This window comes from Teichococcus aerophilus (assembly GCF_014490485.1).
GTDB lineage: Bacteria > Pseudomonadota > Alphaproteobacteria > Acetobacterales > Acetobacteraceae > Pseudoroseomonas > Pseudoroseomonas aerophila.
Genome location: NZ_JACTVA010000022.1, coordinates 35,521 through 49,624, shown reverse-complemented (window position 1 = coordinate 49,624; position 14,104 = coordinate 35,521). Strand labels below are relative to the sequence as shown.

Genomic DNA, 14,104 nt, shown 5'->3' with positions numbered 1-14,104 from the left:
GTCTGAAGCGTGACGCCAGACTTGCAGAAAAAAGAAGGGGCCTGGGGAATTCTTCCCCAGCCTTCACCTTCACCTTCCTCTTCCCCTTCTCAAGCCGCCTTGCGCTCACGCGAGACGAGGCGGCGCCAGAGGCTGGGCGGTGGTTCGATCACGGCGCTCATCGCCCGGGCGTAGTCCAGCAGCAGGCCGGGCGTCCAGGCCATGCTTTCCGCCCGTTCCCGCATCAGGCCTGCGGCCCAGAGTTCCGGGTTGGTGATGGCGCCGAGGACGGAGAGCACCGGCCATCGCTTGCCCAGGAAGGCGCCTTCCAGCGAGGCGTCCAGCGCGTTGGCGACGACGCTGGAGCAGTTGCGGTTGGTCAGGTTGTAGGTGCTGTCCTGCCGGTAGGAGGCCCAGAAGGCGCGCAGCCGTTCCGCGTTGAAGTCCTTGAACACCACCTGCACGGTGGAGGGGCACCAGCCGGCGGCTTCCTCGGCATAGCTGGGCTGGAAGCGGCCGGGCACGTCGTTATCCGCCGTCGCGCGCAGGATACGGGTGAAGTCGCCGGGGGAGCGGTCGATCTCCACGCCCGGGTAGTGGCTGATATACAGGTCCGGCGCCATTTCCATCGCGGCGTGCCCGGTGGAGATGACGCCGCTGCCGTCCACCGCCGCGATGTAGCGGTTGATGGCGCGCTGGTGCAGCGGCGTGGTGGCGGTGCCGGTTGGCGTCCAGACATGGATAATCATGTCGCCCTTGCGGGCTTCCGGCTGTGCCAGTGGCTCCAGCAGCGCCGGCCGCAGCAGGCTGTGGGAGAACAGGGAGGAGATGGACGCCCCCGGCGGCAGGCTGCGGATGCGCCGTGCGATGCGGATGATGGCGACGCCCGAGAGCATCATCACCGCACCCACGTTGCAGCCGACAGTGCCGGCGTACCAGGTCGGCCAGGGCTGCAGGGTGGCAATGGCCAGGATGATCTCGACGATGCCGCCCGCCATGGCGGTGCGCCAGCCGGGGAAGCGCACGATATGGGCGCTGGCGATGCGGACCGTGCCATCCAGCAGGAAGCCAAGGCCGAACACCATCGCCAGGGTGAAGTAGGCGCCGGGATAGGAGCTGACGATCAGGAAGGCTGTCGCCAGCAGGGCGATGCCCTTGACCAGGCGCAGCCGCCGCGCGGTGCCCTGGCTGCCGGCCGCGGCCAGCAGGCTGACGGCGGCCTCCGGCAGGATGAAGTAGCCGAAGACGTGGGGCGGGATGAGGGTCTTGCCATCCAGCGCGTCGATAAAGATGAACAGGCCGAAGGCGGTCCAGAACAGGCCGGAGGCCATCAGCACGCCCCAGCGCCGCTGGATGGCTTCCCGCCCCAGCAGCAGCAGCATCACGCGGATCATCGTCTGGCGTCCCCGGCGCCAGAGCGGCGCAACATCAGCAGGAAGAGCACGAAGCCGCCGCAGGCAAGCGCGACGAACAGCGGCAGGCCGTGGGTGGTCACGTCCAGCGCCAGGCCGGCCAGGCTGGGGCCCAGCAGGGCGCCGCCGCCCCAGAGCAACCCCATGGCCGCATAGACGCCGACGAGGTCGGTGCCGCGGAAGCGGGAGCCGATGATGGCCAGCATGGTGGTGTAGATGCCGACGAAGACGCCGCCCCACAGGAACAGCGCCGGATAGGCCACCCAGGGGTGCTGCAGCATCAGCGGCCAGGCCAGCGCGCCCACGGTGGAGAGCACGCCCAGCCACAGCATCAGGCGCTGTCGGTCCATCTTGTCGCACAGCCAGCCGACCGGCAGCTGCAGCAGGATGGCGCCCACCATCAGCGTGGTGATCAGCTGGGTGCCCGCCTGCTCCTGCCACCCCAGCCGCACGGCGTAGAGCGTGAGGAAGGAGAGCCCGGCCGTCTCCACCGCCGCGTTCAGCGCGGTGGTGGACATGGCGATCGGCGCCAGCCGCATGAAGCGCAGCAGGTTGCTGTGGTCATGGGCCTGCATCGCCGGCTGGATCACCCGCGGCTGCGCCACCAGCAGCAGCGCCAGCAGGCACACCCCGGCGCCGATGGCGAAGGGCAGCATCCCCTCTGGCCCGGTGAAGGAAAGGATCAACGGTCCGCCGGCGAAGCCGAGGGAGAGCAGCGCGGTATAGGCGGCCATCACCCGGCCGCGCGTCGCGTCGCTGCTCAGCTCGCTGGTCCAGGTCTCGGTCAGCACGAACAGGATCTCGGCACCGATGCCGAGGCCAATGCGCAGCGGGAACCACAGCCAGACGCTGGGCACGGCGGGGAACAGCAACAGCAGCACCCCGGTCAGCACCAGCGCCGCCAGGATCAGCGGGCGGGCGCCAAAGCGGCCGGCCAGCCGGGGCAGGATGGGCGCCACCAGCAGCACGCCCACGGCATGCATGGCGGCGTTCAGGCCGATGACCGTCTCGCTCAGCCCCGCTGCCGCCAGGTTGATGGCCACCAGCGGTGCCGTCAGGCTGTAGGTCAGCCCAAAGATGGTCGCGGCGCCGATCACCACGGCCAGGGAGAACAGCAGGCGGGCCTGGGATGGAGGGGAAGCTGAAGGGGCCGATGCCGCCTGATGACCGCTGACTGACACGATGACCCCATGGTTTCCGAGCGAGCGCTGAAGCTAAGGCCGGGACAAGGGCGTGTGAAGTGGAGCGTTACGATCTCCTCAACGGTGTTGCGTGCGGTGCAACCGCCCGGCCAGCACGCCCCTTGTAAGGCCTTGCAGCCCGGCCCAAACCTGTCGCGGCAGCCGGGAGTACCGCCATGAAGATCATCATCTGCGGCGCCGGGCAGGTCGGCACCACCATCGCCCGGCACCTGGCGCATGAGGGCAACGACGTCACCGTCATCGACGCCTCGCACGAGGCGGCGCGGCGCGCCGATGAGAGCCACGACATCCGCGGCATGGTCGGCTTCGCCTCCCACCCTGGCACGTTGCGGGAGGCCGGGGCCAAGGATGCGGACCTGCTGATCGCCGTCACCCGCTCGGACGAGGTGAACATGGTGGCCTGCCAGGTTGCCCACTCCCTGTTCAAGGTGAAGCGCCGCATCGCCCGGCTGCGCCACCACGGCTACCTGGAATCGATCTGGAGCGGCCTCTATGCCGACGACCAGATGCCGGTCGATGTCATCATCTCGCCGGAGGTGGAGGTCGCAGCCGGCATCGCCCGCCGGCTGCGCACGCCCGGGGCATTCGACATGGTGACCCTGGCCGGCGGCCGGCTGCAGCTGCTCGGCATCCAGTGTGAGAGCGCGGCCTGCACCCCGGTCGGCACCACCATCGCGGCGCTGCGGCAGAAGGCGGCCGAACATGGCTTCGTCGCCGTGGCGCTGTCCCGCCAGGGCACCACCTTCGTCCCCCGCCCGGAGGACCGCATCGAGGCCGGGGACGGCGTCTACGTCGTGACGCCCTCCGACCAGATCGAGCGGGTGCTGGCCGCATTCGGCCACCGGGAGCGGCTGGCGCGCCGCATCGTCATCGTCGGCGGCGGCAATATCGGGTTGCAGCTGGCCCTGACGCTGTCCCAGGAGAACCTGATCTCCCTGAAGGTGATCGAGCACAGCCCGCAGCGGGCGGAGATGGTGGCGCAGACGCTCGGCGCCTCCGTTGTCGTGCTGCAGGGCGATGCGCTGGAGCGGGAGATGCTGGAGGAGGCCAATACCGGCGCCGCCGACACGCTGGTGGCGGTGACCAATGACGACGAGACCAACATCTTCACCTCCGTGCTCGCCCGGCGGGCCGGCTGCGCGCGGGTGATCACCCTGGTCAACAAATCCTCCTACACGCCTGTGGTGGGCTCACTGGGCATCGATACCGTGGTCAGCCCCAGCAGCATCACCATCTCTTCCATCCTGCGGCATGTGCGGAAGGGCGCCATCGCCCAGGTCTACCAGCTGCCGGGGGACGAGACGGAGGTGGTGGAGGCGCGGGCCCTGGCCGGCTCCCGCCTCGTCTCCGCCCCGCTCGGCCGCATCGGCCTGCCGGAGGGCATGCTGATCGGCGCCGTGATCCGCGGCGAGGAGATCATTACCCCCGACGCCACCACCCAACTGCAGCCGGGGGATAGCGTGGTCGCCGCCATCGCCGGCACCGCGCTGAAGCAGGCCGAGGCGCTGCTGGCCCTGCCGGAGGCCGACGCCCATGCGTGAGGTGGCCGGCAAGGCCCCGCCGCGCAGTTCCGCCCTGCCCCGGCTGCGGCCGCTGTTCCATCTGGTCAGCCGCGTGCTGCTGGGGCTGGCCGGCTTCATGCTGGTGCCGGCGGCGGTGGACCTGGCGCATGGCCACCCGGACTGGCGGCCCTTCGCTGCCTCCGCCCTCGGCCTCGCCGCCATCGCGGCGCTGCTGTTCCGCGCCACGCGGTGCGACATGTCCGGCGGGCTGACCATCCGGCAGGCCTTCCTGCTCACCCCGCTCTCCTGGCTGGCGGTCTGCCTCTGCGCCGCCATCCCCTTCTACTTCTCCCAGCATGCCGGGCTGGGCGGCAGCATCACCCACGCGGTGTTCGAGGCCGTCTCTGGCCTGACGACCACCGGGGCGACGGTGGTGGTGGGGCTGGATACCGCGCCGCCGGGCATCCTGCTCTGGCGGGCGCTGCTGCAATGGCTGGGCGGCATCGGCATCATCGCCACGGCGCTGGCCATCCTGCCGGCGCTCGGAGTCGGTGGCATGCAGTTGTTCCGCACGGAGAGCTCCGACCGCTCGGAAAAGGTCATGCCGCGCATCCGGCAGATCACCGCCGCCATCGTCATGACCTATGCGGGGCTGACGCTGGTCTGCGCCGTGGCTTACATGCTGGCCGGAATGGGCCCGCTAAACGCCGCCGCCCACGCGCTGAGCACCATTTCCACCGCCGGCTTCTCCACCGCCGATGCCTCGCTCGCCCAATGGGAATCGCCTGCCATCCACTGGGTCGCCATCATCGGCATGCTGGCGGGGGCGCTGCCCTTCGTCCTGTATGTGCGCCTGTTGCGGCGGGACACCTCCATCCTGCGGGACAGCCAGGTCCGCGCCTTCCTGGCCGTGACCCTGGTGGCAACGGTGCTGTTGGCCGCCTGGCTGGTCAGCGCCGGCCGCTACGGCGTGGCGGATGCGCTGCGCCACGCGGCACTCAGCGTCGTGTCGATCATGACCACCACCGGCTTCGCCTCCACCGACTATACCGGCTGGGGCGGGGCGGCGACCGGGCTGTTCTTCGCGCTGATGTTCGTCGGTGGCTGCACCGGCTCCACCGCCGGCGGCATCAAGATCTTCCGCTTCCAGGTGATGGCGATCATGCTGCGCGGGCAGTTCCTGCGCCTGCTCTACCCCCGCGGCGTCTTCCCCCGCGTCTATGGCGGCAAGCCCCTGCCGGACGATGTGGTCGGCTCCGTCGTCGCCTTCTTCACGCTGTACTTCGCCTGCTACGGCGCCTTGACCATCCTGCTGATGGCCATGGACCTGGACTTCCTGACCAGCGCCAGCGCCGCGGTCAGCATGCTCTCCAATATCGGCCCGGGGCTCGGGCCGTTGATCGGTCCCTCCGGCAATTTCAGTGCCCTGCCCGAGGGGGCGAAATGGCTGCTCTGCGGCGCCATGCTGCTGGGCCGGCTGGAGCTGTTCACCATCCTCATCCTGTTCATGCCCCGCTTCTGGCGCGGTTGATCCTACAGCGCTGGCTGCCGGGTTCCCGGTGCGGCATGGCGGGGAGAAGGCCGGGGAAGGAATTCCCCGGGCCCCTTCTTTTCTTTTTTGAGTTTTCAGCGCGGGGCTGTTGATTGGTTGGGTCTGAGACACGGCTGCGTGCGCCGGAGGTCCTGGACCTCCGGCGACTGACGGTTCAGTCCGCGTGGCCCATATTTAAAATTGGGTCTGGTCCAGATTAGGGGGTCTGAGCAGCTGCTAAGGTGCTGTGATGGCTCAGAGAAATCGCTATTTGCGCCACGCGCGCATTTCAGAGGCCAAATTCCGTCAGATCCTGCGCTTCTTCTGCGCCGATCTCACCGCCTCCCAGGCCACCGAACTTGCCGGCCTCGACCGCAAGACCACCCTCGCCTCTTCACCCTCTTCCGGGCCCGCATGGCCGAGATCGCCACCCGCGACTGCCCCTTCGCCGGCGAGGTGGAAGTCGATGAAAGCTTCTTCGGTGCAGCCCGCGTCCGCGGCAAACGCGGCCGGGGCGCCGGCCGCAAGACCCGTGTCTTCGGCATCCTCGAACGCGGCGGCCGGGTGCATACCCAGATCGTCAGAAACTGTTCCAAATCAACGCTGCATGCCATCATCCAGGGCAAGGTCGACCTCTCCGCCAGCATCCATTCCGACGGCTGGAAAGGCTACAACGGCCTGGTCGAGGCCGGCTTCGCCAAGCACCACAGGATCCGGCATCAGGACGACCAGTTCGCCCAGGATGGCGTCCACATCAATGGCATCGAAAGCTTCTGGAGCTTCTCGAAACGCCGCTTGGTCAGGTTCAACGGCGTGCCGCCCGCCAGCTTTCCGCTCTTCCTCAAGGAGTGCGAATTCCGCTTCAACCATCGGCATGATGACCTCTACCGTCTCATGCTGACGTCCTCACGACGTAACCCGCTCGCCACCTAATCTGGACCAGACCCTTTAAAATTATCAGCAGGCGTCCGCTCCCAGTCCTGAGGCGTGACGCCAAACTCACAGAAAAAGAAGGGGTCCGGGGAATTCCTTCCCCGGCCTTGCTTCCCCCCCCCGGACCGCTTTGCTCGCTCGCATGAGCCAACGCTTCCGGTGATTCCACCGCGGGCGATCACGCTCTAGGCTCCCCGCACTCTGCCGCTTACCGTGTGAGGTTCCGCCTTGCCTGATTCCGCCCGCACCATTGCCTGGGACGATTTCCGCCTGATCGACGCCATCGCCCGGGCGGGTAGCCTGCCGGCGGCGGCGGCGCTGCTGGGCGTGCATCATTCCACCGCGTTCCGCCGCCTGGGGCAGATCGAGGCCATGCTGGGCTGCCCGTTATTCGAGCGGCACCGCACCGGCTACGTGCCCACGCAGGCAGGCGAGGAGGTCGTGGCCCTGGCAGGACGGGTGGACGAGGACATAACCGCCGTCACCCGCCGCCTGTCCGGCCAGATCCCGGCACCGCAGGGCGAGGTGCGGCTGGCCACCAGTGACAGCCTGCTGGCGGACCTGCTGCTGCCGATGCTGGCGGGGCTGCGGCAGGCGCAGCCGGCCATACGGCTGGACATCGTGACCGGGAATACGCCGCTCAACCTCTCTCGTCGTGACGCCGACATCGCGCTGCGGGCCAGCGATGCACCGCCGGACACGCTGGTGGGGCGCCGGGTCGGCGGCATCGCTTGGGCGCTGTATGGCCCAACGGGCAGCGGCATGACGGCCGATGCCTCGCCCTGGGTGGTGCCAGGGGAAAGCCTGCCGGTAGGGCGCGGCCTGCACCGCCACCACCAGCACCTGCCGCCCGAGCGGATCGCCGGGCGGTTCGACGGCGTGCTGGGGCTGACGGGCGCGGTGGAGGCCGGGCTGGGCGTCGGGCACCTGCCCTGCTTCGCCGGCGATGCCCGTCCGGGGCTGGAACGGCTGTCCGACCCGGTGCCGGAACTGGCGGGAACCCTGTGGCTGCTGACCCACCCGGACCTGCGGCAGACGCCACGCATCCGGGCCGTCATGGACTATCTGGCGGAGGCCATCGGCGCGCGGCGGGAGCTGATCGAAGGCCAGGCTGGCAGGGTGGTGCCCGGAGGGTGATCCGTCCCCACGCGTCGAAAAGGGCGCGTCTCCGGCTCGATCGCGCCAGTCCTGCCTCCGGCGATGGTGCGCCGGGTGGCCGCGATGCAGGGCACGCCGCAAACAGCAACGCCGCCGCGCCCGTGGCACGGACGCGGCGGCGTGAAGAGCAGGGAAAACCGGAACGGGGCCGGGGCATTCCACCCCGGCCTCTCCCTCAGAAGCTGCCGAGCGTCGAACCCAGCACGACAATCACGATGCCCGCGAAGACCGGCACCAGCAGGTTGACGACGAAGATGTCCGAATAGGAACTGCGGTGCGTCAGCCCGGTGATCGCCAGCAGAGAGATGACCGCGCCGTTGTGCGGCAGGCTGTCGAAGCCGCCCGAGGCGATGGTGGCCACCCGGTGCAGCAGTTCCGGGTTGATGCCCAGCGCCGTCGCCCGTTCCAGATAGGTGGCGCCCAACGTATCCAGCGCGATGGACAGGCCGCCGGAGGAGGAGCCGGTGATACCCGCCAGCGCATTGACCGCAATGGCCAGCGACACGGTGGGATTGTCCGGAGCGATGGACAGCACCGAATCCCGGATCAGCGCGAAGGCGGCGAGGGAGGCGATGACGGCGCCGTAGCCGACTTCGCTGGCCGTGTTGAAGATCGGCAGCAGCGCGCCCATCGTGCCTTCGTTCAGCGTCTTCTGTGCATCGCGCAGGTAACGGCGATGCAGCACCAGCACGCTGAGGATGGCGCAGATCAGCGAGATGATCAGCGACCAGGTGCCGATCACGGTCGCCGGTGCCACGTTGCCGTAGAGCTGCTGCGACAGGTAGGTCAGGTCCATGCGCGGGAACACGATGAGCGAGAACACTGCGTTCAGGCCGATGACGACGACGATCGGCAGTACGGCCAGCATGAAGCCGGAACGCTCATTCTCGTCGAAGCTCTGCAGCTTGTCGTCGTGGTTGCCGTAGCCCTCGCCGGCCAGCGCGGCGTTGCGCTGCCGGTAGGTCAGCCAGGCGATGCCGCCGGCGAACATGATGATCGCGGCGATGATGCCGAGCCCGGGTGCGGCGAAGGTGGTGGTGCCGAAGAAGCGCGTGGGAATGGCGTTCTGGATGGCGGGCGTGCCGGGCAGCGCCGTCATGGTAAAGGTGAAGCTGCCCAGCGCGATGGCGCCGGCGATCAGCCGCTTCGGAATCTGCGCCTGCCGGAACAGGGCCGCCGCGATCGGGTAGATCGCGAAGGCGACGACGAACAGCGAGACGCCGCCAAAGGTCAGCAGCGCGCAGGCCAGCGTCACGGCGGTGATGGCGTGCTTGGGACCGAGACGGCCGATGATGCTGTGCGCGATGGTGGTGGAGGCGCCGCTATCGGCCATCAGCTTGCCGAAGATCGCGCCCAGCATGAAGATCGGGAAGAACAGCACGACGTAGCGGCCCAGGCTGGTCATGAAGACCTGGGTATAGGTGGCCATGACCGGGCCACCCTGCGCCATCAGCACGGCGAAGGTCGCCATGATAGGGGCCAGAATCAGGACGTTCATGCCCCGATAAGCAAAATACATCAGTCCCATCAGCGATAGGACGATCGCGGCAATACCGATCAAGCCATCTCTCCTCGGCGCGCGCCCTCCCCGGGCGGCGTTGTCTTATCGTGTTCTGGAAGGAAACCTGGGTGGTGGTGGCGTCAGTCGGCTGTCCAGCCGCCATCGACCACCAGCGAGGAGCCGGTCATCAGCCCAGCCGCGCCGGAGGCCAGGAAGACCACCGCCCCCATCAGGTCCTCGACCTGCCCGAGGCGCCCCAGCTTGATCTTGCTGAGCACGCTGTCGCGGAAGGTGGGGTCCTCGAAGAACGGCTTTGTCAGCGGCGTCTCGATGAAGGTGGGGCATACCGTGTTGACGCGGATGCGGTGGGGCGCGAGGTCGATGGCCATGGCCTTGGTCATGCCCTCCATCGCGTGCTTGCTGGCGCAATACACGGTGCGCCGCGCGCCGCCGACATGTCCCATCTGCGACGACATCTGGATGATCGAGCCGGGTTCCCCCGCCTCGATCAGCCGCTGCGCCACGGCCTGCGCCACGAAGAACGCGGCGCGGACATTCAGCCCGAACACCGCGTCAAAATCCTCCACCGTCACCTCGGCGAAGCTGGCGGGGCGGTTGGTGCCGGCATTGTTGACCAGCACATGGTAGGGTGCGCGCTGCGCCAGCGCGGCCTTGACCTGCACCGGGTCGTTCACGTCCAGGCACAGCGTCTCCGCCTTGCCGCCGGCGGCGCGGATGGCCCCGGCCGCCTGTTCGATCTCGCCGGCGCTGCGGGCCAGCAGGGTTACGTCGGCGCCGGCTTCCGCCAGCGCGGCGGCACAGGCCAACCCGATGCCGCGCCCTGCCCCGGTCACCAGGGCGCGCTGGCCCTCCAGCCGGAAACTCGGGGTCCGCGGCAGCTTCAGCTCCGTCTCAGTCATGGCGTGGTTTTCCTTGTCGACGGCGGGATGGGCCCGGCGGCTATTCGCCGCTTTCGGCCTGCTGCATATCCTGCTTGTGGCGGGCCAGCGCCATCAGTCGCCGGTCGCGCCAGGCGCGCCGCTCGGCCAGCGCCTCCGCCGGCAGGTCCTCCCGGCGCTGCGCCTCCAGCTTCGCGATCAGCGTATCGTCCCAGACGCGATGCTCGGCGGTGGAGGCGGCGATGCTCTGGTACAACGGGCCCAGGCGGCGGGCATAATCGGCGATGCCGCCCGGTGCGTTGAGGTCGATGGTCTCCAGCGGCCCCATGAAGGCCCAGCGGAGGCCGAGGCCCTGCGACATGGTGGTATCCAGGTCCCGCGCGCTGACCAGCCCGTCCTCGACCAGCCGCCACGCCTCCATCAACAGCACGCCCTGCAGGCGGTTGAGGATGAAGCCCTCGATCTCCCGCGTCGCTTCCACCGGCGCCTGACCGACGCGCTCCATCAGGGCGCGCACTGCCTGCACGGTGGCGGGTGCGGTCCAGGGCGCGGGCACCAGCTCGACAATCGGTGCGAGATAGGGCGGGTTCACCGGATGCGCGACCAGGCAGCGGTCGCGGCAGGCAATGTGATCGGTGTAGAGCGAGGCCGGGATGCCGGAGGAAGAACTGCCCACCAGCGTCTGCGGACCGATGACGGCGTCGATATCGGCAAACAGCTGCCGCTTGACGTCTACCCGCTCCAACACGCTTTCCTGCGCGTAGACCGCGCCATCCAGCGCTGCCGCCAGGCTCGGCGCGACGCTGACGCGTGCCAGCACCTCCGCCGGCGTGTCCTTCAGCAGGTCGAAGCCCGCCAGCTCTTCCAGCCGTTCGGCAATGACCGTGCGTGCATGTTCGGCCGCGCCCGGTCCGCTGTCGAACAACACGACCTCGCAGCCGCTGCGGGCGAAGACGATGGCCCAGCCACTACCGACAAGGCCGGTGCCGATGACAGCCACTTTGCCGCTCATGAGCGCGCATCCCGCAGGGAGCGACCGTTCCGGCAAAGATCGAGGGGCGCCGACGCGCGAGGCAACATCACGTTTCTCCATCATGGGGACGCGTCGTTTCTCGGCCAGGGACTGGCGGACGACGTTCTGGCGCGCGAACGCACCTGTTGGGCCACGGGCACAGGCATGGATGCCGGCTGCCAGCGTGGCCGATACAGCCGGCCACCCAGGGCGGCCGGCTGCAGGCTAGCGAAAATGCATACGGATGCAAAGGGCAGGAATGACGCAGTGCCGCATGGCAGCCTCACGGCCACCCTGCGGCATGGTGGTCACTCTGCTGCGGCGCCGTAGGGAATGTTCTTGCCGCCATAGCGGCGCACGCGGAGATTCGCCTGCTCGCCATGGCCGACGAAGCCCTCCAGCGCGCAGAGGCGCGAGCAGTATTCGCCGATCATCGCCGAGGCCTCGTCCGTCAGGACCTTCTGGTAGGTGCAGGTCTTGAGGAACTTGCCCACCCACAGGCCACCGGTGTAGCGCGCCGCCTTCTTGGTCGGCAGCGTGTGGTTGGTGCCGATCACCTTATCGCCGAAGGCGACGTTGGTACGCGGGCCGAGGAACAACGCGCCGTAGTTGGTCATGTTCTTCAGGAAGTAGTCCGGGTCCCGCGTCATCACCTGCACGTGCTCGGAAGCGATCTGGTCGGCGATCGCCACCATCTCCTCCTCGCTTTCGGCGACGATCACCTCGCCATACTGCGCCCATGCCTTGCTGGCGACGGCGGCGGTCGGCAGGATCTGCAGCAGCCGCTCGATCTCGGCCATCGTGTCGCGCGCCAGCTTCTCGGAGGTGGTGAGCAGCACGGCAGGCGAATCCGGCCCATGCTCCGCCTGGCCCAGCAGGTCGGTGGCGCACATCTCGCCATCGACGGTCTCGTCGGCGATCACCAGCGTCTCGGTCGGCCCGGCGAACAGATCGATGCCGACACGGCCGTAGAGCTGCCGCTTGGCTTCGGCAACGAAAGCGTTGCCGGGGCCGATGAGCATGTCCACCGCCTGCATCGACTGCGTGCCCAGCGCCATGGCGCCAATGGCCTGGATGCCGCCGAGGCAGTAGATTTCATCCGCGCCGGCCATGTGCTGCGCGGCGACGATGGCCGGCGCCGGCTTGCCATGGAAGGGCGGCGCGCAGGTAACGACGCGCGGTACGCCCGCCACCTTGGCCGTGATGACCGACATATGTGCCGACGCCAGCAGCGGATACTTGCCGCCCGGCACGTAGCAGCCTGCGGCATTCACCGGGATGTTCTTGTGGCCAAGGACGACGCCCGGCAGCGTCTCGACCTCGATATCCTTCAGCGCGTCCCGCTGGTGCTGCGCGAAGTTGCGCACCTGGGTCTGCGCGAACTCAATGTCCTGCAGGTCACGGTCGGTGAGCTGCGCCATGCAATCGCGGATTTCGCTGTCGGACAGCCGGTAATCCGGGCGGTCCCACTTGTCGAACTTGACGGAGAGCTCGCGTACGGCGGCGTCGCCGCGGGTCTCGATATCGGCGAGGATACCCTCCACCGTCTCGCGCACCTGCTTGTCGGCGCTCTTGACGGCTTCGCTCTCGGCGCCGCGCTTCAACCATGTTGCCATTATCTGCGTTCTCCCTGGTCATTGCGGGCGCGGCACCGCCGGAACGGCAGCGGTCACGCCCCTGGCACCCGGTTCCCCGGCGCGCCTGTCTCTCCACAATGCATACGTATGCAACACCTGTCCAGAGGCAACCGCATCCACGCCGTTGTCACACAGCGCGTCTCCACCGCGGATCCATGTGGCAGGGAGGTTCCAGGCTTCCGGTTGACCGCGCTGCAAGGATCATACTTCGGGCGGCATCCAGGTGGTCAGGCCGTCCCGCACCGTCAGGCCAACAGGCGGCAGGCGCGCCGAACTGCGGACCGCCAGCCAGCCCGGCACAATGGTCCGAACCGCCTGGCTGGTGGGGTCAGACAGGCGGGCGCAGGTGGCGGCCACCACCTCCTCCACCATGGCCCGCAGCGGCTGCGCATAGGTCGTCAGGCCAAAGACCGGCCAGGCCGCCGGCCCGGCATCGTCGAAGCCGACGATGGAGATCTCGCGCCCCACTTCCAGCCCGAACTCGGCGCGGGCCACGTTGATGGCCGCCAGGGCCATGTGGTCGTTGGCGCAGAACACCGCATCCGGCCGCTCCGGCGCCGACAGCAGGCTTCGCATCGCCGCCGCCGCCTGGTCGAAATCGTACAGCCCCACCACGCGCCGCGGCGTGCCCAGCCCATGCGCCGCCAGGGCATGGGTGAAGCCTTCCTCGCGATCCTGGCTGGTGGAGGAGTTCTCCGACCCGGCCATGAAAGCCAGATGCCGGTGACCGCCAGCCGCGAGGAAGGCGGCGATCAGGGCCCCGCCCTGGCGGTTGTCGCTGGTGATGCTGGAGATGCTGCGGCTTTCCGTCCGCCGGTTCATCAGCACCACCGGAATGCCGGCATTCTGGCACTCCACATCGAAGCGGGAGGACAGGCTGGCGGAGGCCATCACCAGCGCATCCACCTTGTGCCGCAGCATTTCCTCCAGCATCGGGTCAGAGCTCGCGCCCGGCTTGCCGGTGAACAGCATCACCTGATAGCCACGCGTGCTGAAGGCCTGGGACAGCGCTTCCAGCGCGCGCGGATAGAACTGGTTTTCCAGGTAGGCCATGGCGACGCCGATGACGTGCGAGCGGCGGGTGATGAGCGATCGCGCCACCAGATTCGGCCGGTAGCCCAGCTTGCGCGCCGCCTCCGCCACCTTGTCCCGCGTCTCGGGCGAGATGCTGGCGCCGGCGGTGAAGGCGCGCGAGACGGCGGATTGGGAGACACCGGCCAGCCGCGCCACATCATGCGCCGTGGCGATGCGCGGCCCTGCTTCGGCGGCGCGGGAAATGGATCGGGGTGCCATGGGTCGGGAACCATAACCAGACGGTTCCGGGCTGTCACGGGCACC

10 protein-coding genes and 1 pseudogene are annotated in these 14,104 nt (G+C 68.5%); 4 read left to right on the top strand and 7 right to left on the bottom strand.

What is annotated here, in order from left to right; genetic code table 11:
* Positions 1-89: 89 nt before the first annotated feature.
* Both IBL26_RS13350 and IBL26_RS13345 read right to left on the bottom strand, forming a co-directional pair.
* Complete coding sequence (locus IBL26_RS13350; RefSeq protein ID WP_187784991.1) at positions 90-1,373, bottom strand: HdeD family acid-resistance protein; 1,284 nt, start codon at positions 1,371-1,373, stop codon at positions 90-92.
* Positions 1,370-2,572, bottom strand: a complete 1,203-nt coding sequence (locus IBL26_RS13345; protein ID WP_187784990.1) for an MFS transporter — start codon at positions 2,570-2,572, stop codon at positions 1,370-1,372. Before IBL26_RS13345 ends, IBL26_RS13350 begins: the two co-directional genes overlap by 4 nt.
* A 176-nt stretch (positions 2,573-2,748) precedes the next feature.
* On the opposite strand from IBL26_RS13345, the gene trkA reads away from it, so the two are divergent.
* The 4 genes and pseudogenes from trkA (at position 2,749) to IBL26_RS13325 (ending at position 7,696) form a co-directional block, all read left to right on the top strand.
* The gene (gene trkA, locus IBL26_RS13340) at positions 2,749-4,134 is read left to right on the top strand and encodes a Trk system potassium transporter TrkA (RefSeq protein ID WP_187784989.1); all 1,386 of its coding nucleotides are present in this window, start codon (positions 2,749-2,751) and stop codon (positions 4,132-4,134) included.
* Positions 4,127-5,626: a TrkH family potassium uptake protein gene (locus tag IBL26_RS13335; RefSeq protein ID WP_187784988.1), complete on the top strand. Its 1,500-nt coding sequence runs from the start codon at positions 4,127-4,129 to the stop codon at positions 5,624-5,626. The genes trkA and IBL26_RS13335 overlap by 8 nt, the downstream gene beginning before the upstream one ends.
* A gap of 250 nt (positions 5,627-5,876) precedes the next feature.
* A pseudogene (locus tag IBL26_RS13330) lies at positions 5,877-6,559 on the top strand (IS1595 family transposase).
* 228 nt (positions 6,560-6,787) lie between these two features.
* On the top strand, positions 6,788-7,696 hold the full coding sequence (locus tag IBL26_RS13325) for a LysR family transcriptional regulator (protein WP_187784987.1): 909 nt from the start codon (positions 6,788-6,790) through the stop codon (positions 7,694-7,696).
* A gap of 196 nt (positions 7,697-7,892) precedes the next feature.
* On the opposite strand, the gene IBL26_RS13320 is transcribed toward IBL26_RS13325, so the two are convergent.
* The 5 genes from IBL26_RS13320 to IBL26_RS13300 all read right to left on the bottom strand — a co-directional run bounded on the left by IBL26_RS13320 (position 7,893) and on the right by IBL26_RS13300 (position 14,059).
* Entirely contained in the window at positions 7,893-9,278 is a 1,386-nt protein-coding gene (locus IBL26_RS13320) for a GntP family permease (RefSeq protein ID WP_206684220.1), read from the bottom strand.
* An 80-nt stretch (positions 9,279-9,358) separates the two neighbouring features.
* On the bottom strand, positions 9,359-10,138 hold the full coding sequence (locus tag IBL26_RS13315; RefSeq protein ID WP_187784986.1) for an SDR family NAD(P)-dependent oxidoreductase: 780 nt from the start codon (positions 10,136-10,138) through the stop codon (positions 9,359-9,361).
* 40 nt (positions 10,139-10,178) lie between these two features.
* Complete coding sequence (locus IBL26_RS13310; protein WP_187784985.1) at positions 10,179-11,129, bottom strand: 3-hydroxyacyl-CoA dehydrogenase; 951 nt, start codon at positions 11,127-11,129, stop codon at positions 10,179-10,181.
* 308 nt (positions 11,130-11,437) lie between these two features.
* Positions 11,438-12,745 (bottom strand): histidinol dehydrogenase, encoded by a 1,308-nt coding sequence (gene hisD, locus IBL26_RS13305; protein WP_187784984.1) that lies wholly within the window; start codon positions 12,743-12,745, stop codon positions 11,438-11,440.
* 222 nt (positions 12,746-12,967) lie between these two features.
* Positions 12,968-14,059, bottom strand: a complete 1,092-nt coding sequence (locus IBL26_RS13300; protein WP_187784983.1) for a LacI family DNA-binding transcriptional regulator — start codon at positions 14,057-14,059, stop codon at positions 12,968-12,970.
* Between the last annotated feature and the right edge of the window lie 45 nt (positions 14,060-14,104).

Excerpts from the sequence above, each read along its gene's own strand:
- IBL26_RS13310 (WP_187784985.1), bottom strand. The coding sequence starts at position 11,129 with ATGAGCGGCAAAGTGGCTGTCATCGGCACCGGCCTTGTCGGTAGTGGC.
- IBL26_RS13300 (WP_187784983.1), bottom strand. The coding sequence starts at position 14,059 with ATGGCACCCCGATCCATTTCCCGCGCCGCCGAAGCAGGGCCGCGCATC.
- trkA (WP_187784989.1), top strand. The coding sequence starts at position 2,749 with ATGAAGATCATCATCTGCGGCGCCGGGCAGGTCGGCACCACCATCGCC.
- IBL26_RS13335 (WP_187784988.1), top strand. The coding sequence starts at position 4,127 with ATGCGTGAGGTGGCCGGCAAGGCCCCGCCGCGCAGTTCCGCCCTGCCC.
- IBL26_RS13315 (WP_187784986.1), bottom strand. The coding sequence starts at position 10,138 with ATGACTGAGACGGAGCTGAAGCTGCCGCGGACCCCGAGTTTCCGGCTG.
- IBL26_RS13350 (WP_187784991.1), bottom strand. The coding sequence starts at position 1,373 with ATGATCCGCGTGATGCTGCTGCTGCTGGGGCGGGAAGCCATCCAGCGG.
- hisD (WP_187784984.1), bottom strand. The coding sequence starts at position 12,745 with ATGGCAACATGGTTGAAGCGCGGCGCCGAGAGCGAAGCCGTCAAGAGC.